Source organism: Burkholderia sp. Bp8963, from assembly GCF_003854275.1.
Lineage (GTDB): Bacteria > Pseudomonadota > Gammaproteobacteria > Burkholderiales > Burkholderiaceae > Burkholderia.
In genome coordinates this window covers 1-24,095 of the sequence record NZ_QTQP01000001.1, presented here as the reverse complement: position 1 = coordinate 24,095, position 24,095 = coordinate 1, and the positions used below count along the sequence as shown (strand labels likewise).

20 protein-coding genes and 1 pseudogene are annotated in these 24,095 nt (G+C 65.5%); 4 read left to right on the top strand and 17 right to left on the bottom strand.

The window, feature by feature from the left end; translation table 11 throughout:
• Window positions 1-26 precede the first annotated feature (26 nt).
• Genes DID96_RS00105 through DID96_RS00080 form a run of 6 tightly spaced genes read right to left on the bottom strand, consistent with a single transcriptional unit; the run spans window position 27 to window position 5,328 of the window.
• On the bottom strand, window positions 27-1,226 hold the full coding sequence (locus tag DID96_RS00105) for an acetyl-CoA C-acyltransferase (RefSeq protein ID WP_124597242.1): 1,200 nt from the start codon (window positions 1,224-1,226) through the stop codon (window positions 27-29).
• Window positions 1,223-1,885, bottom strand: coding sequence for a 3-oxoacid CoA-transferase subunit B (locus tag DID96_RS00100; RefSeq protein ID WP_124597241.1), 663 nt, complete (start codon window positions 1,883-1,885; stop codon window positions 1,223-1,225). The genes DID96_RS00105 and DID96_RS00100 overlap by 4 nt, the downstream gene beginning before the upstream one ends.
• Window positions 1,860-2,540 carry a CoA transferase subunit A gene (locus tag DID96_RS00095; protein ID WP_124597240.1) on the bottom strand — a complete coding sequence of 227 codons (681 nt, stop codon included), beginning with the start codon at window positions 2,538-2,540 and terminating at the stop codon, window positions 1,860-1,862. The genes DID96_RS00100 and DID96_RS00095 overlap by 26 nt, the downstream gene beginning before the upstream one ends.
• 11 nt (window positions 2,541-2,551) lie before the next feature.
• Window positions 2,552-3,865 carry an aspartate aminotransferase family protein gene (locus DID96_RS00090; RefSeq protein ID WP_124597239.1) on the bottom strand — a complete coding sequence of 438 codons (1,314 nt, stop codon included), beginning with the start codon at window positions 3,863-3,865 and terminating at the stop codon, window positions 2,552-2,554.
• Between the two features lie 42 nt (window positions 3,866-3,907).
• Window positions 3,908-4,669, bottom strand: a complete 762-nt coding sequence (locus DID96_RS00085) for an amino acid ABC transporter ATP-binding protein (RefSeq protein WP_124597238.1) — start codon at window positions 4,667-4,669, stop codon at window positions 3,908-3,910.
• Window positions 4,666-5,328, bottom strand: a complete 663-nt coding sequence (locus DID96_RS00080) for an amino acid ABC transporter permease (protein WP_124597237.1) — start codon at window positions 5,326-5,328, stop codon at window positions 4,666-4,668. Before DID96_RS00080 ends, DID96_RS00085 begins: the two co-directional genes overlap by 4 nt.
• A 216-nt stretch (window positions 5,329-5,544) precedes the next feature.
• On the opposite strand from DID96_RS00080, the gene DID96_RS00075 reads away from it, so the two are divergent.
• Window positions 5,545-6,468: a LysR family transcriptional regulator gene (locus DID96_RS00075; protein WP_124597236.1), complete on the top strand. Its 924-nt coding sequence runs from the start codon at window positions 5,545-5,547 to the stop codon at window positions 6,466-6,468.
• Between the two features lie 50 nt (window positions 6,469-6,518).
• Here the strand turns inward: DID96_RS00075 and DID96_RS00070 are convergent, their stop codons facing one another.
• The 9 genes and pseudogenes from DID96_RS00070 to DID96_RS00030 all read right to left on the bottom strand — a co-directional run bounded on the left by DID96_RS00070 (window position 6,519) and on the right by DID96_RS00030 (window position 16,845).
• Entirely contained in the window at window positions 6,519-7,697 is a 1,179-nt protein-coding gene (locus DID96_RS00070; RefSeq protein WP_124597235.1) for a serine hydrolase, read from the bottom strand.
• A 263-nt stretch (window positions 7,698-7,960) separates the two neighbouring features.
• Window positions 7,961-8,206 (bottom strand): annotated as a pseudogene (locus DID96_RS00065) (paraquat-inducible protein A); the annotation flags it as partial.
• A gap of 17 nt (window positions 8,207-8,223) precedes the next feature.
• The gene (locus DID96_RS00060) at window positions 8,224-8,733 is read right to left on the bottom strand and encodes a MarR family winged helix-turn-helix transcriptional regulator (RefSeq protein WP_124597234.1); all 510 of its coding nucleotides are present in this window, start codon (window positions 8,731-8,733) and stop codon (window positions 8,224-8,226) included.
• 8 nt (window positions 8,734-8,741) lie between these two features.
• Window positions 8,742-10,154: an MdtP family multidrug efflux transporter outer membrane subunit gene (locus DID96_RS00055; protein ID WP_260463771.1), complete on the bottom strand. Its 1,413-nt coding sequence runs from the start codon at window positions 10,152-10,154 to the stop codon at window positions 8,742-8,744.
• A gap of 68 nt (window positions 10,155-10,222) precedes the next feature.
• The gene (gene mdtO / locus DID96_RS00050) at window positions 10,223-12,325 is read right to left on the bottom strand and encodes a multidrug efflux transporter permease subunit MdtO (protein ID WP_124597232.1); all 2,103 of its coding nucleotides are present in this window, start codon (window positions 12,323-12,325) and stop codon (window positions 10,223-10,225) included.
• 7 nt (window positions 12,326-12,332) lie between these two features.
• Window positions 12,333-13,388, bottom strand: coding sequence for a multidrug transporter subunit MdtN (gene mdtN, locus DID96_RS00045; protein ID WP_124597231.1), 1,056 nt, complete (start codon window positions 13,386-13,388; stop codon window positions 12,333-12,335).
• A gap of 15 nt (window positions 13,389-13,403) precedes the next feature.
• Complete coding sequence (locus DID96_RS00040) at window positions 13,404-13,709, bottom strand: YtcA family lipoprotein (RefSeq protein WP_260463760.1); 306 nt, start codon at window positions 13,707-13,709, stop codon at window positions 13,404-13,406.
• A gap of 309 nt (window positions 13,710-14,018) precedes the next feature.
• Entirely contained in the window at window positions 14,019-15,101 is a 1,083-nt protein-coding gene (locus tag DID96_RS00035) for a porin (protein ID WP_124597230.1), read from the bottom strand.
• 100 nt (window positions 15,102-15,201) lie between these two features.
• Window positions 15,202-16,845: a fatty acid--CoA ligase gene (locus DID96_RS00030; RefSeq protein WP_124597229.1), complete on the bottom strand. Its 1,644-nt coding sequence runs from the start codon at window positions 16,843-16,845 to the stop codon at window positions 15,202-15,204.
• Window positions 16,846-17,218: 373 nt separating this feature from the next.
• On the opposite strand from DID96_RS00030, the gene DID96_RS00025 reads away from it, so the two are divergent.
• On the top strand, window positions 17,219-19,981 hold the full coding sequence (locus tag DID96_RS00025) for a LuxR C-terminal-related transcriptional regulator (protein ID WP_185732138.1): 2,763 nt from the start codon (window positions 17,219-17,221) through the stop codon (window positions 19,979-19,981).
• Between the two features lie 23 nt (window positions 19,982-20,004).
• On the opposite strand, the gene DID96_RS00020 is transcribed toward DID96_RS00025, so the two are convergent.
• Window positions 20,005-21,213, bottom strand: a complete 1,209-nt coding sequence (locus DID96_RS00020; RefSeq protein WP_260463759.1) for a CdaR family transcriptional regulator — start codon at window positions 21,211-21,213, stop codon at window positions 20,005-20,007.
• A gap of 419 nt (window positions 21,214-21,632) precedes the next feature.
• Between DID96_RS00020 and DID96_RS00015 the strand changes: the two genes are divergently transcribed.
• Window positions 21,633-22,220, top strand: a complete 588-nt coding sequence (locus DID96_RS00015) for a YigZ family protein (RefSeq protein ID WP_124597226.1) — start codon at window positions 21,633-21,635, stop codon at window positions 22,218-22,220.
• A gap of 274 nt (window positions 22,221-22,494) precedes the next feature.
• Window positions 22,495-22,785, top strand: a complete 291-nt coding sequence (locus DID96_RS00010) for an H-NS family nucleoid-associated regulatory protein (RefSeq protein ID WP_124597225.1) — start codon at window positions 22,495-22,497, stop codon at window positions 22,783-22,785.
• 41 nt (window positions 22,786-22,826) lie between these two features.
• Here DID96_RS00010 and ppk2 read toward each other — a convergent pair whose 3' ends face one another.
• Entirely contained in the window at window positions 22,827-23,756 is a 930-nt protein-coding gene (gene ppk2, locus DID96_RS00005) for a polyphosphate kinase 2 (RefSeq protein ID WP_124597224.1), read from the bottom strand.
• Window positions 23,757-24,095 lie beyond the last annotated feature (339 nt).

Here is a 24,095-nt window from a genome sequence, read left to right as displayed (position 1 = left end):
TTCGACGTGAGGAAATCGCTTGCGCGTTACGGCCGGGCGACCTCGAACAGCGCCGCCGCGCCCTGCCCGCCGCCGATGCACATCGTCACGACGACGTGCGTGACGCCGCGGCGCGCCCCTTCGAGCAGCGCGTGGCCGACCATGCGTGTGCCGGTCATCCCGTACGGATGGCCGAGCGCGATGCTGCCGCCGTTGACGTTCACCGTTTCGTACGACAGCGCGAGCGCGTCCACGCAATGCACGACCTGCGACGCAAACGCCTCGTTCAGCTCCCAGAGGCCGATATCCGCAACCGACAGCCCCGTACGTTCGAGCAGCCGGCGCACGGCCGGCACGGGCCCGACGCCCATCTCGTCGGGCCGGCAGCCCGCGACCGTGCACGCGACCATCCGCCCGAGCGGCGGCGTCGCGAGCGTGTGCAGCATCGCGTCGGACACCACCGCGCAGGCTGCCGAGCCGTCCGCCAGCGCGCATGCGTTGCCGGCCGTCACGGTGCCGCCGTCGCGCACCGGGTCGAGCACGGCCAGCGCATCGGCGGTCGTGCCCGGCCGCCCGCATTCATCGGCCGCCACGCGCAGCGCGCGCGGCGTGCTGGCGCCGCTGGCCTTGTCGTGCTCGAGCTTGCGCACGTCCACCGCGACGATCTCGTCGTGCAGCAGCCCCGCCTGCGCCGCACGCGCGGCGCGTTGCTGGCTGAGCGCCGCGTAGTCGTCCTGCGCGCGGCGCGACACGCGGTAGCGGTGCGCGACGATGTCGGCCGTGTCGACCATCGGCAGGTATGCATCCGGATTCCGTTCGAGCAGCAGCGCATCCTGCTGGCGATGCCGATTCATGTGCGCGTTCTGCACGAGGCTGATCGACTCGACGCCGCCCGCGAGAATCGCGTCCGCTTCGCCACCGGCGATGCGCGCCGACGCGAGCGCGATCGACATCAGCCCCGACGAGCATTGCCGGTCGACGGTCATGCCCGGCGTCGTCACGGGCAGGCCGGCCGCGAGCGCGGCGAGCCGCCCGATGTTGTAGTACTGCGTGCCTTCCGGCAGCGCGCAGCCGAGGATCACGTCGTCGATGCGTTCGGGATCGATGCCGCTGCGCGTCACCGTTGCCTGCAGCGACAACGCCGCGAGCGTCGGCGCCGTCGTATCGTTGAACGCGCCGCGAAACGCGCGGCCGATGGGCGTGCGTGCGTAGCCGACGATCCATGCCTGGCGTGGCGTATGCGTCATGCTGCCCCCTCCTCGACCGTGAAATCGGCTTCGGTGACGGTGCGCAACTCCGCGACGCTCAGCGCACCGAGACGCTCGACGAGCCGCAGCCCGTCGTCGCCGCACGCGAACACCGCATGCTCGGTGATGATCGTCGCGACCCGCCGCCGCGCGGTGAGCGGCAGCGTGCAACGCGCGACGATCTTCGGCCGGCCGTTCTTGTCGACATGCGGCATCGTGACGATCACGCGGCGCGCCTTCTGCGCGAGTTCCGCGCCGCCGCCGATGCCGGCGACGAGGCTGCCGGGCACGAGCCAGTTCGCGAGATCGCCATGCGCGGACACCTGCAGCGCGCCGAGAAACGTGATGTCGATCAGCCCGCGCCGGATCATCCCGAACGATGCGGCGCTGTCGACGATCGCGCCGCCCGGCACGACCGACACGTAGCCGCCGCCCGCATCGATCAGCTGGCTGTCGAGATCGTCCGGACGCGCGAGCGCGCCGACGCCGACGATGCCGTTTTCCGAGTGGATCCACGCGGCCGACGGATCGTCGAGAAACGAAGGAATCAGCGTCGGCAGCCCGATGCCGAGGTTGATCAGCTGGCCGCGCGCGACTTCGCGTGCGGCGCGCCGCGCGATCACATGGCGCGGGTCAGCGCAGGATGGGCCGGTATTCATCGAGGTCTCCGTCAATCTGGATCAAGGCATGCACGTGGATGCCCGGCGTATGCACGCTGTCGGGGCCGAGCGGCGCGTCGTCGATCGTGCGCGTTTCGACCAGCACGCGATCGGCCGCCATCGCCATCAGCGGCGAGAAGTTGCGCGCGGCGCCGCGGTAGCTGAGGTTGCCGTATGCGTCGGCGCGATCCGCGCACAGCAGCGCGAAGTCCGCACGCAGCGCCGGTTCGAAATACAGCGTGCGGCCGCCGACCGAGATCGGCTCGCGCGACGCGCCCAGTTCCGGCGGCAGCTCGATATCGGTGACCACGCCCGGCAGCCCGACGCCCGCACAGCGGATCCGCTCCGCGAACAGTCCCTGCGAGAAGAACTCGACCTGCAGCGTGCCGGCCAGGTGCGCACGCCGCGCAGGGCCGCTCAGCCCGAGATGCGTGGTCAGCAGCCGGCTCACGACACCCGCTTCGATCAGCCGCGATACGCCATAGCCGTCCTGATTCGCGTCGTTCTTGATGATCGTCAGATCGCGCTTGCGTTGCCGCTTCAGCTCCGCGAGCAGCGAAAACGGCGTGCCCGGCGATCCGAAGCCGCCGACCATGATCGACGCGCCGTCGGGAATCGGCGCGATCGCGTCGGCCAGTTGCATGCGTTTGCTCATCGCCGCCCGCCTCAACGCGCCACCGCGCGGAACGCTTCGTCGAGCCGCCCGACGATCTCGTCGCACTGTGCGCGCGTGGTGATCAGCGGCGGCGCGATCAGCGTGTGGTCGCCCGTCTCGCCCATCAGCGACTTGCGCGGATAGATGATCACGCCGTGCTCGCGGGCGACGCGCGTCACCTGCTCGCCGAACTTCAGCGACGGGTCGAACGGCGTCTTCGCCGCGCGGTCGGCCACGTACTCGATCGCCAGCAGGAAACCGCGGCCGCGCACGTCACCGATGAAGTCGTGCTGCGCGGCGAGCTGCTCGAGCTGGCTGCGCAGATAGGCGCCCGTCGACGCCGCGTGGTCGACCAGCCTTTCACGCTCGATCACGTCGATCACCGCGAGCGCCGTCGCGCTCGCGAGCGGATTGCCCGCGTACGTATAGCCGTGCTGGAACCCGCCCGCCGCGAGGATCGGATCGGTCAGCTCCGCACGCGTGACGATCGCGGACGTCGGGTAGTAGCCGGCGCCGAGCCCTTTCGCGAGACACAGGATGTCGGCCTCGACGTCCCAGTGCTGGAAGCCGAACCAGCGCCCCGTGCGGCCCACGCCCGTCATCACTTCGTCGAGGATCAGCAGGATCCCGTGCCGCGAGCAGATCTCGCGGATGCGCGCGAAGTACGCATCGTGCGGCACTTCCGCGCCCGTGCTCGCGCCGCCGATCGGCTCCGCGACGAACGCGGCGACGTGGTGGGCGCCCGCGTCAAGGATCGCGGCTTCGAGCTCGTCCGCGCAGTCGAGCGCATGCTGCTCGGCGCTCTTGCCTTCCGGCACACGGTACTGCGTCGGCGACGCGACCTTCGGATAAAGCTGGAACATCGGCTGGAACGGCTGCGTGAGCGGCGTGTAGCTCGTCATCGCGAGCGCGCCCATCGTCGAGCCGTGATACGACGGCTTACGTGCAATGAACACATTGCGCTGCGGCTCGCCTTTGCAGACCCAGTACTGGCGCGCGAGCTTGAGCGCCGACTCGACCGATTCCGAGCCGCCGCTCGAGAAGAACACGCGGTCGAAACGCCCGCCGACGAGGCCGATCAGCTTCTCGGCGAGGTCGAGCGCCGGCTGGTTCTCGAACTGGGTGCGATACGCGAACGCGACCTTGTCGAGCTGCGCGAGCATCGCATCGCGGATCGCCGGATGCCCGTGCCCGAGCTGCGCGACGATCGCGCCGGAGCACGCGTCGATATAGCGCCTGCCGTCGGTATCCCACGCGTAGATGCCCTCGGCCCGCGCGACGGTCGGCAGTTGCACGGCGGACTGATAGAAGAGATAGTCGCTCATTGACGTCCTTTGCTTGGTGTATTCGTGAATGCGATGCCGCGCTCAGCGGATGTCGGCGAGAAACGCCTGCGTACGCTCGTGCGACGGCTGGTGGAAGATCTCCGACGGCCGGCCGGCCTCGACCACGCGGCCGTCCGCCATGAACACGACGCGGTCCGCGACGCGCTCCGCGAAGCGCATTTCATGCGTGACGATCATCATCGTCATGCCGGCCTTCGCGAGCCGCTCCATCACCGCGAGCACGCCGCCGACCATCTCCGGGTCGAGCGCCGACGTCGGTTCGTCGAACAGCATCGCGTCGGGCTTCAGCGCGAGCGCCCGCGCGATCGCGACGCGCTGCTTCTGGCCACCGGACAGGTTGCCGGGGTACACGTGCTGCTTGTCGAGCACGCCGACCTTGTCGAGCAGCGCGCGCGCTTCGTCGCGCGCCTGCGCCGCGCCCATCCCGAGCAGCTGCATCGGCGCGAGTGTCAGGTTCTCGAGCACCGTCAGGTGCGGAAACAGGTTGAAATGCTGGAACACCATGCCGACCTTCATGCGCATCGCGTTCAGGTAGCACTCCTGCGCGTGGTGGCTGCGGCGCGGGTCGTTGACGAGGCTGCCGAGCACCCGAACCTCGCCGCGCGTCGGCGTTTCCAGATGGTTCACGCAGCGCAGCAACGTGCTCTTGCCCGAGCCGCTCGGGCCGATCAGCACGACCACCTCGCCCTTGTGCACGTCGAGCGAAATGCCCTTGAGCACGTCGAGCGCCCCGTAGGTCTTGTGAATGTCGCGCAGCGCGATCTGCGGTTCCGGCCGGTTCATGCGCGGCCTCCCTTCAGGATCAGGCGCTGTTCCATCTGGCGCAGCAGCAGGCTCGTTCCGGTCGTCAGCAACGCATAGATCATGGCGCAGGCAAAGTAGAGTTCGAAAGGCTTGAAGGTCGCGCCGACGAGCTGCTGCGTGCGCATGAACAGCTCCGCGAGCGTGATCGTCGATACGAGCGACGTGTCCTTGGTGAGGATGATCAGGTTGTTGCCGAGCGGCGGCACGATCAGCTTCAGCGCCTGCGGCAGCAAGACGAGGCGCATCGTGCGCGCGGCGCCGAAGCCGAGCGAACGCGACGCTTCGATCTGCCCGTGCGGAATCGCGAGGATCCCCGCGCGGATCGTCTCCGCGTTGTACGCACCGACGTTGAGCGCGAGCCCGATCACGCCGGACGTGAACGGCGACAGCTCGATCCCGAACTGCGGCAGACCGAAATAGATGATGAAGAGCTGCACGAGCAGCGGCGTCGAGCGGATCAGCCAGATATACGCGCTCATCGCATCGCGCAGCGCGCGATGCCGCGACAGCTTGCCGAGCGCGGCGCCGAGGCCGATCGCGAGGCCGAACACGGTGGCGAGCAGCGTCAGCTGCACCGTCACCCCGGCCGCCTGGAACAGCATCGGCAAGTACTTGAGAACGAGTTGGAAATCGAACATGGCATGACCGGGCAGCGCGCATCGCCAGCGGGCGAAACGGCGCTGAGGGGTGTCTCCGTATGTTGAGTGACCGATTTGATTCATCACCCCGCTGCAGGCCGCGAGGCTTGCAGCAGAATGAACCGGCGCGTTGTTTGACTGGCTTGCAGTCTCGCTTTGAATTATTTTTCGGTCAATATATGATCTTTTTTGATCAATTGATTGGCGGGAGCGAACATGCGGACCGACTTCAGTCTGCGCGACATCGAGATCTTTCACGCAATCGCCACGGCCGGCTCCACGCGTCAGGCGGCGGTGCAGCTCGGCATGACGCAGTCGGCCGTGAGCCACGCGCTCGCGCGGCTCGAGGAGAGCCTGCGCATCCGGCTGTTCGCGCGCGAGAACCAGCGGCTGCAGATCTCGCCGGCCGGACGCTACATGCTCGACGAGGCCGTGCAGCTGCTCGACCGGCTGAACCGCATCGAGGAAGAGATTTCACTGCTGCAGGAAAGCGGTGTCGCGTCGCTGCGCATCGGCTGCGCGCCGGGGCTGTGCCACCGCTTCGGCCCGCGGCTCGCGCAGCAGTATGCGCACGCGCATTCGGGCACGGGCGTCGCGCTAGACGTCGCCGCGAGCGGCCGCCTGATCTCGGACGTCGAAGGCGGCCGCCTCGATCTCGCGATCGTCTCGTACGAGATTCATGAGCCGGGCCTGATCTTCACGCCGGTGTTCGGCGCGAAGATGGTCGCGCTGCTCACGCGCAAGAACCGGCTTGCCGCGCGCAAGCTGCTGACTTACGCCGATCTCGCGGACCAGCAATACATCAAGCCGATCCAGTCCGATCACCTCGTCTACGACGATTCGAGCGACCGGCGCCGGGTCGGCTACGAATTGCGCGTCAGCATGAGTTCGCTCGGCGAGGTGATCCGGCTCACCGGTGGCGTGAGCCTGCTCAATGCGCTGACCGCGGCTGACCTTTGCGCAAACCGCGAACTGGTCGCGCGCGCGTTCGATTCGAGCCAGTGGTTCAACTTCTATCTCGTGCACCAGCATGCGCTGAAGGACAACCCGGCGGTTGGCGACGTGCTCGATATCGCGAAGGCGTGTGTGCAGGAGACCGCGCAGGCTACCGCGTATCCGGATGCGTTCGTGATCCGTTGAACGCGGCGGCGGCGGCGCTCGCGCGGCGCGACGCGTCGCCGCGGCATGTGTCAACAGTCGTAAACGGCGTCTCGCACTGCCAGCGTCAGCGCGCCCGACATGCCCTCGTAGGCCGTATTCGTCAGCAGCAGGACCGTCAGGCCGCGCGCCGCATCGATAAACCAGCTGTGACCGTATACGCCGCCCCATTGGAGCGTGCCGGCGCTTTGCGGCGATCCGGCAATTGCCGGATCGACCAGCAGGGCCCCGCCGTAGCCGAAGCCCCAGCCCGGCCCGCGGGTTTCGGAGTCGTGCGGCGCGTGGTCCGTACGGATCGCGGCGCGCAGCGCATCCGGCAGAAACGCGCTGCCATCGCGCAGTATCTCGAGCAAACGCAACACATCGTCTGCGCTGCCGTACATGCCCGCGCCGCCTGACGGAAACGCCGCTTCGTCGAATACCCGCGACGGTGCGAACCGAACTGCGACGCCATGTCCGTCGGGCAACGGCACGACAATGTTGTCGTCCATCCTCACCGGCTGGGGCACGGCGTTCGCATACGGCACCGCGAAGCGCGCGGGCTCGTGCGATACGAAGCCCGTGTCGCGCATGCCCAGCGGACCGGTAACATACCGCGCCACCGCATCGCCGAGCGGCTCGCCGGTCGCCCGCTCGATCACGGCGCCCAGCACGTCGAGTGCGAGCGAATATTGCCATGCGGTGCCCGGGGCGAACACCAGCGGGGCCGCAGCCAGCCGCCGCAGGTTCTCGTCGAGGTCAAACTCGACGCTGTCGATCCCGTCGGAGATTCCGAGGCGATGATAGGCGCTGTCGGGCGCCTCCGCCAGGCCATAGCTCAATCCGGCCGTATGCGTGAGCAGTTGATGGATCGTCAGCAGCGGCGCACTGCCGTCCGGCAGCTTCGGCGTGAAATCGGGAAGCCAGCGCGACACGGGATCGTCGAGGTTCAGGCGGCCGTCCGCGACGAGGCGCAACACCGCGACCGTCACGATCGGCTTCGTCACGGACGCAAGCCGGAACAAAGTCTCTTCGCGCATCGGACGTTGCGTTTCGCGATCGGCGTAGCCGTGCGCGCGACGGTAGATCACGTCACCGTCGCGGGCGACAATGGCCACCGCACCCACGACACGTTGTTCCCGCAATGCAGTTGCGAACACGGTATCGAGCCTGCTTTCAAGCGCGGATGCATACTGCTCGGCAGCCGTCATCGGTTCGAGATCTGGCGTCATGTTTTCCATTGTCGTTGGTTCCGCTCACACGGCCGAATCGCATTCGTGAGCCAATCGTCTCGTCGCTTTATAGCAGACTGCCGACCGGACAAGCTGCAAACCCCTGCTCGCCATGCGTATTCGCGCTCACGTCATGCCCTACCGCGTCAGCACTTCGGCCAATCGGTTTCACGCGTTTGCCGAGTCGGTTCCGGACCGGGACTCGAACGATTCACGACGCCCGTCGACGCCCGTCAACGCTCACGCCGCATCCGCACGGCGTTTCACTGCGGATTGCGGCGTCGGAACGGACGTCGCGAGCGGGCAGCGCGGCCGCGAAGTTCGTCGGCCATATCCCACAGCGCCCGCGGATCGAACATCACGACCACGACCATCATCAGCGTCAGCGCCGCGTCGGGAACCACCCGCGCGAGGCTCACCATCTTCACGATCGTGACGAGGATGCCGAGCATGAACACCTCGATCATCCCCCACGGACGCACCAGCCGAATCGCTCGCAGCACCGCGTCGCAGGCGTGACAAGCCATCAGGACGGGTTGTGACACGGGGCGATATTCGATCGATGGGTTGCGGGAACCACGTCGAGCGCGCCGAGCAACCGATGGAGAAACTGTTTGAGAAACCCCCGTTCCTCGTCCGACAGTCGACTCAGGATGACGCGCTCCGCTTCAGCCAGTACGGACGGGACTCGCTCCGCGAGCGCCAGCCCGGCGGGCGTCAGCGACAGATCCAGCGCTCTGCGATCCTGACTGCTGCGGCTGCGCACGACCAACGCGCGACGTTCGAGCTCGCACGCGAGACGCGACAGACGGCTGGTGCCGCAACCGAGCAATCTCGCCAGCTCCTGACATGACATCGTTTCGCCGCGCGCAAGATGGACGAGCGCACTTCCCAGCGACAGCGGAATCTCGAGCGTCGTCAACATCCTCTGGTTCAGCACTCGATTGATCGAGAGCTGGACGCCCAGCATCATGCGAAATCCGTCCGCCTCGCGCGGCACTTTCCCGGAACCTGTTTGCAAATGCTCGTCTGACATGTTCTGTACTACCGTGGGTTCAGGACAACCGGGGTGTCTGCGCGATATCCACCGCCAAGCGCCTTGGTCAAGGCGATGTCCTGGCCGATCCGCTTGCCGTCGATGTCGAGCAGCGCAACCTGCTCGAGGATCACGGCCTGCTTCGCCTCCACTGCGCTCAATCGGCTCGCGAGCCCGCGCCGGTAGTGGGCATCGGCGCTGTCCTTGGCAAACGTCACTGCCCGGATCTTCTCCGTTTGCAGTTTCGCCTCGGCATCGAGGTCCTGCAGACGACTGCCCGACATCGCGACGTCGCGCACGGCGTTCAGTACCGACTGGTTGTACTGCAGGATCAGCAGGTTGCTCGCGGTGCGGGCGCCACCGAGATTCGCGTTGAGCCGGCCCCCGTCGAAAATCGGCAAGTACAGGCCTGGAACCAGATTGATCTGCTCGCTCGCATGCGTGAACAGGTCGCCCAGGTGCAGCGCGTTGACGCCGAAGAAGGCCTTGATGTCGAAACTCGGATAGAACGCGGCCTTTGCCGCATCGATCTTGTCGAACGACGCTTCGACGTACCACCGCATCGCCTGCAGATCCGGGCGTCTCGCCAGCAATTCGTACGACAGCGTGGCTGGCAATGAAGACGGTGGCGCCGGCAACGGCACGGGCCTGATCTCGCCAATATCTGCGGGCCCGGCTCCGATCAGCGCCCGCAGCGATTCGCGCAGTTGCGTGATGTGGCCTCGCGCGGCCACGATCTGCCGCTCGGCCGCGAGTTTCTGCGCGCGCGCAAGCTCCGTCTGCGTCTGCGGCTCGAGCCCGCGGGCCGCACGCGCGGCGTGCGCATTCATCGAAAACGTTGCGACCTCATGCAACTGCTCCAGCAGATCGATGAGGCGGCAGGTTGTCTGGATGCCGTAGTAAAGCTGCGCGATGTCCGCAGCGACTTCCAGTTCGACGGCGGACGTCTCGACCAGCCGGGCATTCTGCACGCCCAGCGCCGCAGCCACCTGCGCGCGCTGCTTGCCCCAGATATCGATGTCGAGACTCGCGCCGAGGCCCACGATGCCTTCCGTGTACCACGGCCCCGTCGCCCCGAGTAGCGGCTGATTGCCTGAATAGGCGCCCAGAAAGCCATTGCCCGACACCCGCTCCCGGTCCACCGACGCGAGCGCGGTCACTTGCAGATTGGTGCCGGCTTTCACGAGGTCGACGTCGGACTTTGCCTGGGATACGCGGGTCCGCGCGATCGCCATCGTCGGCGAATCGGCGAGTGCCCGCTCGATGAGCGCGTCGAGTTGCGGATCGTCGTAGCGAGTCCACCAGCGCGCCGACGGCCAGCCGTCGTTCGCAAGATGAAAGTCGTCGGCAATGCGGATGCGTTCGGCATCGAGTGTCGCCGCCGGTTTCACGTCGTGACGAATCAGCGCGCATGCGGACATGCCGCACAGCAGTGCTGCGACGGCGATACGGCGCAACGATGAACAGGAAAATCGAATCAACGAATCGGTCATGCTTGCGAAGCTCGCGAAGTAGATGCTGAGACGGCAGGCTCCGGCGCCCATGCCGGCAGGCCTGATATCTGATTTGCGAGGTTTCCGGCTCGGGTCAGCAATCGATCGCAGGCGGCCCGCAGCGCGTCGGCCGGCTGCGTCGCGAGATCCGCCGCGCAGCATGCCGACAATGCGTCGACCGTGGCACGCGGCGGCACATCGATCGCCAGCGGATGCTCGGCCAACGCGCGCGCATAGCCGTCGAGCAACGCGGCCAGCTCGGCCTGAAACGCGGTCGCCGCAGTCGCGGTCCGATCCGGCAATGTCAATGACCGCCGCTCGGCGCCGTAAGCATCGACTGCCAGCAGGATTTCCCGGATCCTCGCAAGCAGGGCCTGCATGCGCAAGGTCAGGCCTTCCTGCTCCCCGTCTGCCATCTGCCAACCCGGCTCGAGCGCGACGCGCGCCGACATTGCCTCGTTGTCGCCCAACTCGGCCCAGAGACCGACAGGCACCGGTCCCGTCGCATCCGAACGAAAATGCTCGCCGATCCGGCGCAGCAGCTTCGCCGCGCGCTGGCGCAGTGCTTCGCCCTCGGCCTCGGGCCACAGGCATGCATGAATGACCGTCGATACGACGACGCCGAGCACGATTCCAAGCATCCGGTCACGGATCTCGGTGAGATTGGTGGTCGGACCGAATTGCTCCAGCAAGGCCAGCGCAAATGTAAACATGATCTGGATGCCCGCATAACTGATGCGCTCCGAGCCTGCGGACACCCACGCGCCCAACGCGACCACGGGCAATGCCATCATCAACAGCCCGACGATCCCGTCGAGATGCGGCACGACCCACACGACCATCGCGAGCGCCAGCACACTGCCGACTGCCGCGCCGGCGAGCCGCAGCACCGCGCGCTGGGCGGTCGCACCAAGGCTGGGCTGCGCGACGATCAGGCAGCTCAGCATCGTCGTGTGTATGCCTGGCCAATCAGTCGCGATATAGAAGACGTAGCTGAGCATCGCCGCCAGCAGCGTCTTCAACGCGAACTGCGCATAGACCGGATTGGTGACGGCATCGGGCACCAGCAGGCGCTCCTTCTCGGCCGGCGATTGCACGGCAGGCGGCGCAGCCGATCGATCCGCGAACGCAAGCAATGCGTCGCGCATTTCCGCCAGCGCGCCGGGCAACCCGTCAGCCGTCAGATCGACGAGCGACCTCGGCGCAACAAATCGAGCGCCCGCCCTGATCGCGCCGCTCAGGCTCCGGCATGCGTCACGCAGCACGGGGATCGCGTCGGCCGTCCATCCCGCGGCGGAGGCCGGCAGATGGCCGGTCGCGGCATACAGACGCGAAACCGTCGCCACGCGTGCCAGGTGCAACGCCCGGTTGGCGCGATACTCCGCATCTCGCATCGTTGCGAAACGGAGCAGTTTCTGGAGCGTCAACGCGCCGGCCTGAATCTGGCGTGCGTCGGGGCCGGGCCCGCCTGCCGCCGGCGTGCCACGTTCAAGTGCGGCCAGGCTCGCATCGATTGCATCCAGTTGCCCGCACATCGCAGCGTCGAGCTGGCGCACCGGCTCGGCGGGCAGGAACAGCGTATTGATCACGAGCGTCAGCGCGATCGCATAGTTGACCGCGACCCACAGCCACAACACCGCGCGCACCAGCAGTTCAGCCTGATCGGTCCGATCGACGAAGGTCTGCGCGTAGATGACGACGAGACCGACGATGAAGAAGACGACGCCGATCCTGGCCACCCGCATCATGTAGACGCTGAGAAAGAACAGCGCGCCGGCCAGCAGGATCCTGAGCAGCGGATAATCGTAGGTGAACTTGAACACGAGGATCGCACTGCCGACCGCTACGGTCGACCCGATCACGAACAGCGTACCGATCAGCCGCGTCACCACGACGTTCGCCTGCGTGACGTAGAACACGACGATCAACGACACCGCCAGCAGCGGCACTTGCAGCGCCATCGACGTGACGATCACGAGCGCGCTGGCGAGCACGCAGCGCAGGGTCACGTTCATGCGCCCCGGGTACGGCCGGATCTCGCCACCGACGAAGCTTGCAAGGCGTTGAAGACGGTCCGACAGGAAGGGCGCCGCGTTCATGTGTTGCTCAACGGGACGCATCGCGCGCGCGCTCGTCGCGGTGCAGCGTGGCGACCGCCGACGTGCCGATCCGGAATGTTTCCGGATCGGGGCTTTGCACCGCGATCTTGACCGGGAAGCGCTGCGACACATGCACCCAGTTAATGCTGCGCGCAACGCGCGGCAAGCCTTCCAGCACCACGCCGCCGTCGTCGGGCAGCACGCCATAGCTGATCGAATCGATCGTGCCGTTGAAATGCCTGCCCGTGTCGCTCATCAGGTAGACCGTGGCCGGCATCCCTGCACGCACGCCCTTCAGGTCGGTCTCGCGGAAATTCGCAATCACGTACCAATGGCGCGTATCGATCAACGTAAAGACTGGCTTGAGCGCCGAAGCGAACTGACCGACCGTCGTGCGCAATGCGGCAACCCGCCCGTCAAATGGCGCACGCACCTCGGTGAACTCCAGGTTCAATTCCGCGATCGCGATCTGAGCCTCGACTTCGGCGCGCTGCGCCACCAGCGCATCCACGCCGCTCACCGCCGCGGAGGCCTGCTGTGCCTGCAACATCGCCGCGTTCAGCTCCGCCTGCGCCGCCCGCTGTGCGGTTCGGGCCCGATCGACGTCTTCCGCCGACGTGTAGCCTTGCGGGAGAAGCGGCTCCATGCGACGCAGCGTATCGGCCGCCTGACTCGCCTGGGCGCGCGACCGCTCGACCGCCGCCTTGACGGAATCGGCGTTGTATTGCTGCGCGTTGACCGAACGCTGCGTCAGCGCGATCTGCTTGTCGAGCGTCACGAGCCGTGCGCGAGCCTGATTCAGCGCATCCTGGTACGGCCGCGGATCGATCCGGAACAACAGGTCCCCCCGCTTGACCGGCTGGTTGTCGCGCACCGGCATCTCGACGATCCGGCCGTTCACTTCCGGCACGACGTTGATCGTGTCGGCGTAGACATAGGCGTCGTCGGTCGTCGGTGCGCGATCGAGACGCCACACGACAACGCCGAGCAGCACCAGTGCGGCAACGACGATGAGCAACGCAGGAAGGGACTTTTTGCGCGAGGCGCCGGAAGCGTCGGACATATGCGGTACGCGTGATCAGTGAGGAAAGAAGAGCAGCCAGAAGGCCATCGCGAGCAACGCGGAAAGCGCCGGGTAGCTGACGGCCAGCGGTGCGAGCCAGCCGCGCTTGCCGCGCTTGCCCAGGGCGACGTGTACGATCACGGTACCCACGACGCCACCCACGATGCAGAACAACCAGGCCGGAAATGCCGCGCCGAATACGGCGACGGACGGCGCGGGCACACATCCTTCGAGCAACAGGCTTGCCGCAATCGAAACGAGGGTCAGGGCGGTAGTCGAGCGCATCGGCAAAATACTCACGGCAACGGACAAGAGCGGCATGACAGGATGCCGACAGGTTGATTCAATGATTGAATGAACACGACGAGAGAAAGCTCGGACGGGCTGCCGCGAACGCCAGACGCCTTTGCTGTCTTCGGGCTGGAAGTACGCATCGGACCGGGACCGCGCATCGCGCGACCCGGTTTTCGATAGTAAGTGCAGAGGAAGCGCGCGGATCTTGTGACTATCAAACGCCGGGATTGTGAGTATTCACAATCCCGCGAGAACAAACGAAACCGGCACGCCGGCGATCTGGGGCGAGAGCGACGCCGGGCGCCGCGGCGGCACGCCGGCGGCCCACTCCCCGGCCTAGAACGTATGGCGAATGCCGACCACCGCGCCCACCGTCGTACCGGGCCCCTCGTACAGCGCGCCGTTGACAGCAAGCCCCGTGTCCATCAGCCCATGGTTATGTACGAGCCCGACCTGTCCATAAAGGGTCGTCGCCTTCGACATGAAATACCGCAATCCGACTGCAGTGAGTACCGAATGATTGTCGGTATGGTTGCCGTCACTCGTCACCCAGGCTCCCGCATCGGCTTCGACTGCGGGCGTGAAGGTGTAACTTGCCCCGGCTCCGTACACCCGGCTGTCGAATGCGCCACTCACCTTGTAGAGCGAGTAAGAGCCCTTGACGGTCAAACCTCCGAAACTGTACGCAGCGCCGATCGTACGTCCGGTCACCGGCACGGTGCTCGGAATCGGCGTCGCTGCCGTACCGCCCGCGTTACCGTTGTAGAGCGCCGCCGTGACGAGGAGTCCGCCTGCCTGGTATTTCAGGCTGGCCGAATATTGCCGTCCCGACTGGAAATCGCCCGCCTTCCCGCCGAATCCGAACATCGCGCTGCCCTGAAGGCCCGCGATCACCGGGCTCGTATAGGAAACGGCGTTCTGATTGAACAGCCCCGTCACCAGCAGGTTGTCGACGTAGATCACTGCACCGCTGCCGAAATACGCGATGTCGCGCGGGTCGGTCGCGATCAGCGACAGCACGAACGGCGAGTATTGCAGGCCGGCCTTGATCGTCCCGAAATCGCCGCTCAGGCCGATCCATGCCTGACGGCCGAACATGTTGCCGTTCGAATTGCCAAACTTGCCGCTTGGCATATCGATGCCGCTCTCGAGCACGAACGTGGCCTTCAGCCCGCCGCCCAGATCCTCGACGCCTCTCATGCCGAATCGCGACGCCGACGCGGCGCCATCGACCATCGCAAACTTGTGGCCGTCATTCGCCCCCGTCGCCGTATTCAGCGATTTGTTCGTGTAGAGCAAGGCCGCATCCAGTACGCCATACAACGTGACGCTGCTCTGAGCGTGCGCCAGTCCGGACGTCGTACCCAGCGATGCCGCGACAAAAATGCCGAGCGCGCCCTGACGCAATGGTGCTTTCATTCATGTCCTCCAAGTCTCGATAGTTATTGTCAAAAAAATGGCGGCAGCCCTTTTCCTGAGTCGCTACGTCAGTCGAGCGGATCCGCCTGATACGAGCCGGTCACGTGGTTGCGTACCGGCTGCGCAGTGCTCGCTTGTTGATCTTGCCGACGCTGGTCTTGTCCAGCGATTCGACGAATACGATCGATTCGGGTATCGCATGTTTCGGCAGCAGTCCGCGTTCGACGAACCCGACCAGGTGTGCCAGGATCGCGCCCTCGTCCACGACCTCGTCGGCCTTCGGCACGACGAGCGCCAGCGGGCGCTCCCCCCATTTCTCGTCCCTGATGCCGATGACGGCGACCTCCCCGACCGCCGGGTGACGGGAGATCAGGCTCTCGATCTCGATCGACGACACCCATTCGCCACCGGTCTTGATCACGTCCTTGATACGATCCGTTACCTGCAGATACCCGTCGCTGTCGATGATCCCGATGTCGCTCGTATGGAGATACCCGCCCGCCCAGAGCGCTGCCGACGCTTCCGGGTTGTCGAGATAGCCCTGCGTCAGCCACGGTGCCCGCACGACGATTTCACCCGGTGTCTTGCCGTCATGGGCGACGTCGTGCATCGCGCTATCGACGACGCGCAGATCGACCAGCGGGATCGGCAAGCCGGTCTTCGTCCGGACATCCAGTGCCTGCGATGCATCGTCGAGCATCGATGTCTTGACCTGCGCGATCGTCAGAACCGGACAGGTCTCGGACATGCCGTAGCCGGCAAAGATGTCGATGCCCCGGTCCAGCGCGAGCTGAGCGAGGCCCTTGGGCAGCGCCGAGCCGCCGACGATCACTTTCCAGCGACTGAGGTCAATGTCCTTCGCGGCGGGATGGGTCAGCAACATCTGCATGATGGTCGGCACGCAGTGCGAAAAGCTGACCTGCTCGCGCCGGACCAGATCCAGCAGCCTCTCCGGCACATAGCGTCCGGGGTAAACCTGCTTGATCCCGAGCACGGTGGCGACGTACGGCAGCCCCCACGCATGGACGTGGAACATCGGCGTGATCGGCATGTACACGTCGTCTCGATCGATGCGGCCTTGCTTCGGCGAGCTCGCGAGCGCGGCCATCGTGGCGAGCGTCTGGAGCACGATCTGCCGATGCGTAAAATAGACGCCCTTGGGTGCGCCCGTCGTGCCGGTGGTGTAGAACGTCGTGGCCCGCGTGTTCTCGTCGAAATCGACGAAGTTGAAATCCGGCGAAGATTCCGCCAGCTGCCGTTCGTACTCGTTCGCGAAGCATTCGGGCACGGGGGTGGCGCCGCTGTCGTCGATCAGCACGAACCGTTCGATGTGGTGCAGTCCGCCCCGAATCGTATCGAGCACGGGGAGGAAGTCCGCGTTGACCAGCAGCACGGATGCGCCCGAGTGGTTCAGCGTGTACGCGATCTGCTCGGGCGACAGCCTGACGTTGACCGTCATCAGCGTGGCGCCCATCATCGGGATGCCGAAATAGCATTCCAGATAGCGGTGACTGTCCCAGTCCATTACGGCGACCGTGTCGCCCGGCTTCACGCCCAACGCCTGCAAGCCGCTGGCCAGTTGCCCGATGCGATGACGCAGCGTCCAGTAGTCGTAACGCACCTGCTCTCGGTAAACGATCTCCTGCTCCGGGTTGACCGCAAGCGGCGTCAGTAACAGCTGCTTGATCAGCAGCGGGTACGCACTGGCCGATGACGGCTGACCGGTGAGCGATGCGGAACGCACAATGGACTCCTCGACGGACGGGTGACTGGCTGGTGACTGACGGGTGACGGAGGCTCGATCCGGCGAAACACGTGTTGCGCGCCGCGCCGCCACGCGACACGAAGCGAAGCGAAGACCGCGTCGTCGTGCCGCACCGACGTGAACCTGATGCAAGCGTACGAGCAGGCGGGAGAAATGTGGGCTCGCGCAAAGGGGAGGTACGGCGCGGGCGCCGGGGGGGGAATGCGAGCACGCCCCCCTACCGTGGGAAAACCCTCATCACCCTGACCACGACTGCGATTATCATGGCGTGGTGAATTCCGGACTGATCGCAATGAACTTACCGACCGATTCTGATGAACATCCTTGGAATCTCTCGTTAATACAAACGAAAATGACGCCGCCGCGCCCGCCCCGGTTCCGGGTGACGCGACGGACGCTGTTGAAGAGATTGGCCGGCGCGGCCGAGCATACGGTCACCCTGATCATCGCGCCGGCGGGGTTCGGGAAGACGACGACGCTGTCGGAATGGTGCGAAGTGCTTCGCACCCGGCATCAGCTCGTCGCATGGCTCAGCCTTGACGATGACGACGACGATCCCGACCAGCTCGGCGCTTATCTCGTCGCATCGTTGAGCCGCGGCACGGGCGGCATCGGGCAGCAAGCCGAAAAGCTGTTGCGCAATGATCCGGTGACCCCGGGCAGAACCGTCATCTCTGTCCTGCTCAACGAAATTGCCGCCTGCGGCAGGCAGGTCTTTCTGATCCTGGACGACTTCGACCGCCTCACGTCCCCCCCGGTGCGCGCAGCGGTGTTCCGGCTGCTGCGCTATGCCCCCGCGAATTTCCACGTGCTGCTCGGCGCGCGTGGCGAGCCCAGGCTGGCGCTTGCACAGTTCCGTGCGCAGGGCCAGCTTCTGCGGATCGACGAATCCGATCTGCGCTTTTCCGCGGATGACGCGCAAGCGTTCTTCTCGCGCACGGGCACCGCGGCGCTCGACCGCTCCACCGTCGAGATGCTCAACGACGCGACCGAAGGATGGATCGCGGGCTTGCAGCTCGCGTCCCTGTCGCTGAAGGAAGCCGCGGACGCGGGCAAAGTGGCGCGCGACCTCGCCGGCAACCGCTTCGGCATCGACGCGTATCTCGACGATGCCGTTCTGACGCGCCTTCCGCCCGCCGTCTATCAGTTTCTGCTTCGGACGTCGATTCTCGATCGCCTGAACCCCGGCCTTTGCGACGCGGTCATGGGCGCCGGTGCGCGCAGCTGGGAGAAGCTCGACTGGCTGGAGCGTCACAACCTGTTCATTCGTTCGCTCGACGACGAGCGGCAATGGTTCCGTTATCACGCGCTATTGTCCGACGCGCTCAGGCGGCGCGCCGCGCGGCAACTGGCCGACGAAATACCGAGGCTTCACCACCGGGCCAGTCAGTGGTTTGCGAACGAGCGGCAGTGGCCGGACGCCGTGCGCCATGCACTCGCCGCCGGCGCGACGCTGCAGGCTGCGACCTGGGTCGAAAACTGCGCGATCGCGTTGATGGATCGCTGCGATGTGAGCGCGTTGTTGAGTCTGATCGCCAGGCTGCCGCCTCAGCTGGTGGAGTCGAGACTACGCTTGCGGCTCGCCAAGGCATGGGCGCTTACCTTTCTGATGCGCATGCCGGAGGCCGAAGACGTGCTGCGGCCGGCGATCTCCGACTTCGCGCGCAGTCGTGCCGATAGCACCAATAGCGCCCGGATGGAAGACGAACAGGACGCAACGCTGCCGGTCGAGATGGTCGCCGTGGACGCGGCCATTTCCGGCTTTGGCGACGATAGCTACCGGTCGCTCGAGCTGGGGCGGGAAGTCGCCTCGTCGTCGTTACCCGTGTCGGCGTGGGTCAGACGGCTCGCGGAAGCGGCGCAGGTGTTCGGCCTGATCTACGACAGCCGCTTCGACGAGGTCGAGCAGATCAGACGCGAAACAACGACCGTCCCGACCGGCTATCACGAGTTCATCTACGCGAGCGTCTACCGCGAATGCATGTTCGGACTGAACATGCTGACGAACGGTCGCCTGCCGGAAGCGGCGGCGCTGTTCGAATCGGCCATCGCACACGCGGAAGCGAACGTGCTGCGCAACTCCGCCGCGGCGGCGGTTCCGGCCGGCTACCTGGCAGCGCTCTGTTACGAGCAGAACGATTTGCCCCGCGCCCGGCAATTGATCGACGACCGCTCGGCAATCACCGCGGAAGCCTGTCCGCTCGGTTCGCTGTCGAACTATTGCCGCACCGCAGCCCGGCTTCATGCGAGGAACAACGATATCGCGTCGGCGTTGCTCTGCCTGAAACAGGCGACCGAAATCGCCACCTCCCGACATTGGTTGCGCATGCATGCATCGTGCGCTGCCGAGATCGTGCGCTTATGTCTTCAGCATGGCTGGATCGATCGCGCCATGGAAGCCGCCGACGCATTGGACGCACTGATGCCCGAGCAGATTCCGATGCCGATGGGCAGCTTCATCGAGACGTGGGCAAGCTGGTGCGAGGTTCACGCCCGGATCGACATCGCGACAGGCAAGCCGGCGCGCGCCGCCGAACGGCTCGACGAATTGAAGGGCACGCTCGTCCGGGCCGGAATGAATTATCTTGCGGCGCGGATATCGCTACTGCACGCTTTGGCGCTGCAGCAGGAAGATGCGCACGACGGCGCGCACGACCGCGCGTTCGACGCACTGGAGCACGCACTGTGCTATGCACAGGCAAACGGGATGATCGCCAGTTTCGTCGACGAAGGCGAACCCTCGCTGCGCCTGCTGACGAAATGGGCCCTCGAAACGCCCGACCGTGGCGGTGTTCAACAGATCTTCGTGGACCGGCTGCTCGCCGCGTTCGACCAGCTTCCGGCACCGGCAGCCGATGGCGATTCGCGCGCTGCGCGAAACCTGCTCAGCTCGCGCGAGATCGAGATTCTCAACCACATTGCCCATGGCCTGTCCAACAAGGAAATCGGACGCGCATTACGCGTTGCGCCAGAGACCATCAAGTGGCATTTGAAGAACATCTTCGAGAAGCTCAAGGTCGGCTCCCGATTCGAGGCCGTCCAGAGCGGGCTGGGCGTTACCCCGATCGATCGTGGCGACGCAAGGGAATCCGATTCCAGGAGCGAACGCACGTGACGCCGGCGCGCGGGCCGGGCTTGCTACGCGTGCATCCGTCGCAGCTTGAGCGCGATTTCGAACCTGGCGATCCACGCTGCGTCGTCGAGCTTCGCTCCCGTGATATTTTCCACTCGATCGAGCCTGTGATCGAGCGTGTTCGGATGGATGCCAAGCGCGGCTGCCGTCACCTTCCGTCGCTGCATGTTTGCAAAGAAGGCCTCGAGTGTCAGCACGATCTCCGGCTCGCTCGACACTTCCTCGATCAGCGAAAGCAGGTAGTTCAGCGCGCTGTCGTGACTCCGTATGCACTCCTCCAGAACGATGTCCGAATAGCGATGCATCCGTCGCCCGGCGTTCAGGCTTCGGCCGAAATCCAGCGCGCGTAGCGCTTCCTCCGCGGACGCAGCCCAGCCTTTCGCCCCCGCACTTGCCAGGCCGATACCGACCGAAGCGACCGAAGGAAGTCCGTCGAGCAATGCGGACATTCTTTCCGCGACGCGCCTGTCACTCGCGCTTGCCGATTCATCGTGAATGCATGGCGCCCAGACGACCAGCCGGTCGCGATGCCAGACGTCGATCAAACTGTCTCTTGCCGTCTTCAGATGCCGTGCGACAGCAAGCATGACGCGATCGGCCTCCTCTTCGGAATGCAGTGCACTGCGATCCAGGCGCTCCGACTCGATCGCGATCGCGATCCTGCGAACCGAGTGGTCGAGGCCCAATGCGTTGGTGATCTTGCGGAATGCGTCGTCATCGCCGGCGTGGCTGAAGATGATTTCGTGAAGCTGATATCGCAACGACTCGCGCCAGCGCGCCTGCTGATGCTGCTCGTCGAGATAGGCGCGCGAAATCAGCTGCGCCATGTCGTCGAAATAGTCCATCAGGTAGGGCGAAATCACGAAAAGCAGCTCGTCGCGCAATGCGTCGTCTTCGTTGCCGAGCTCGGCGCACTTGCGCCACACCTCCCTCAGCCCGACGCGAAACGCTCGAAGCAGCGACGGCAGCGGAATGCCCTGATGCACCCTTCTGCGGCCGAACTCCTGAAATGCCTCGAGGTCGTCGGACGACGGAAACGTTCCGGCAAACAAGGATTCGAACCACAGCCGCTTCGACAGCGCAATGGAATCCATGATGTCTTTCCTGACGGCAGACGACAGGCCTTCGTAGCCCTCGATGCGGGTCAGCGCCGCATAAGTGTGCTCGATCACTTCCGACGGGTCCAGCGCCAGCTCTCTGAGCTTCGCGCGCATCGCCGCCGATATTTCCGGAACGTTGACGTGTCCTGTGTGCATCTGTCCTTTTCTTTCAATACGGCGATCGATGGCCCCATTTCGCCAGCTACGTGGCTGAAACGGCGGCGACGCCGATTCTTTCAGATTTCGGCGCCACGGTCATCCAGGCGGAGGCCGGTTGCGCGACGCAAGGCCCGGAGGCCGACACGCCCGGCCGGCGCCGTCGCATCCCGACAGATCGTCCGCGTGTCTCGCATCCCGATGGCATCGAAATGCTTCGATCCGCGCCGCTGTAAAATTCTCCCTTTCCTCCTGCTCGCGCCACACCGGCACGATGCAGGCGTTCGATGCCCGAACGCATCGATGTCGATCCACATCGACCCATGCAATCGAAACCGTAGACCTTTGTTTTTCATACGTTTAACGTCTCCCGGAACATGACTTACTCGCTCGCCACCACTTACACCCGGGAACTCGAGATCCGCAAGAGCCGCTTCATCGCGCATGCGATCCCGGTCGAGGACCGCGACGCCGCGATGCAGGCGCTGCAACGCCTGCGCGACGAACACCCGACGGCGACGCATGTCTGCTGGGCGCTGCTCGCCGGCGGCCAGTCGGGCATGTCGGACGACGGCGAGCCGTCCGGCACCGCGGGCCGGCCGATCCTCGAGGTGCTGCGCCACCACGACCTCGACGGTGTGCTGGGCGCAGTCGTGCGCTACTACGGCGGCGTCAAGCTCGGCGCGGGCGGCCTCGTGCGCGCCTACACGGACGCGATCGCATCGGCGCTGCTCGATGCGCAACGCGTCGAGCGGATCCGCCTGACCCGCCTCGCGATCGAGATCGGCTATCCGGACGAAGCGCGCGTGCGCCGCTGGATCGAGCAGGCCGGCTACGAGCTGGCCGACAGCGCGTACGGGATGACCGTGCGGCTCGTGATCAAGCTGCCCGTCACCGCCGAGGGCGACGCGCGCACCGCGCTGTTCGACCTCACGCACGGGCGATCGGGCTTTCCCGATCTGTGACGCCACGGCGGCCCCACCCCGAAAAGCCGCAATTTATCCGTCGATTCCGCCGAAATTTCGGATCAGTCCCATAGCAAAAACGTCCGCTGAAATCTACTCTCATGCTGTCTTCCGGATCGCCGTCGTGCCAACGGTGTGCCGGCAGACCGGACCGGCGCCGCGCACGCAGCGCGCGCCGCGTCCGCTTGGCGCGCCTCGGCCGGGCGTGCCGGCATGCAGAATTCCGCATGACGCGTCATCGATAAGTCAATATCAGCTACGGGACAACCGACGCATGCAGAGTATTCAGAAACTGCAAGCCCAGCTTGCAGAACTCGACAGGAAAATCAGCACCGCGCGCCGCGCGGAACGCAATACCGCGCTGGCGCAGGTGCGCCAGCTGGTCACTGCCTATGCGCTGACCGCACGGGAAGTGTTCGGGCAAGGCTACAGCGACCGCGCGAAACTGTTCACGGTCGGCCCGAAATACCGCGATCCGGCCACCGGCGCGACGTGGAGCGGCCGCGGCCGCGCGCCAACGTGGATCGCCGGGCGCGACCGCGCCGCGTTCCTGATCCGCGAGTGACGGCCGCGCCGCCCGAGCGGCGCGCGCGGCCGGCGCTGCGTTCAATACAGTTCGGGCACGATCATGTCTTCCGGCACGGGCCGGCGAATGTAGTCCTCGTGATGCTCGCGCTGCGGCAAATCGATCGTTGCGCGCGGGACGTCGTGATACGGCACCTGGCTCAGCAGATGGTGGATGCAGTTCAGGCGCGCGCGCTTCTTGTCGACCGCCTGCACGACCCACCACGGCGCCTCGGGAATATGCGTGCGCTGCAGCATCTCCTCCTTCGCGACGGTATACGCCTCCCAGCGGCGCCGGCTTTCCAGATCCATCGGGCTCAGCTTCCACTGCTTCAGCGGATCCTCGATGCGATGCTGGAAACGCCGCTCCTGCTCGGGATCGGTGATCGAAAACCAGTACTTGACGATCTGGATACCGCTGCGCACGAGCATCTTCTCGAATTCCGGCACCGACCGGAAGAACTCCTCGTATTCGTCGTCGGTACAGAAGTTCATCACGCGCTCGACACCCGCGCGGTTGTACCAGCTCCGGTCGAACAGCACGATCTCGCCGCCCGCCGGCAGGTGCGCGACATAACGCTGGAAATACCACTGCGTGCGCTCGCGGTTGCTGGGCGCGGGCAGCGCGGCCACGCGGCAGACGCGCGGGTTCAGGCGCTGCGTGATGCGCTTGATCGCGCCGCCCTTGCCGGCCGCATCGCGGCCTTCGAAGATCACGACGAGCCGGTGCCCGGTGCTCACGACCCAGTCCTGCAGCTTGACGAGCTCGCCCTGCAGGCGGAACAGCTCGCGGAAATAGCGCTTGCGCGCCTCGCGACGCTCGGACGAGAACAGCGTGTCGTCATCGTCGAAACGGCGGTCGTCGAGCTCCATCTCGAGCTCCTCGTCATACGCGTCGACGAGATCTTCCTCGAGCCGGCGCTGGCGCGCCTCCATTGCTTCCGCATCGATGCGGGTGTCGTTGTCGCCCATGGGGCCTCCTTCGATGACGCAACGAAATTGGGCCATTATCGCAGGCCGGCGCGCGAGAATGATGAAAGCAAGATTTGACATCCGCCTCCCCCTCTCGCTGACGCTCGCCGGCCGAAGGCCGGGAAGGGGGAGGATTCCTGCTGCGCTACGTGATGTTCTACGTAGTCGCGTCGGCGGGTTCCTGCTTCACCGAGTGGCCTGACTGCGCCATCTCTCCACATACATGGACGCCTCCCTATTGCAAGGACGGATCTTCAGGCACTGACAGACAAAGTCGATTGCAGCCATACATTCGGTCTTTGTTGCAGCCGGCATATAGGCTGCTGACGCATGATGAAT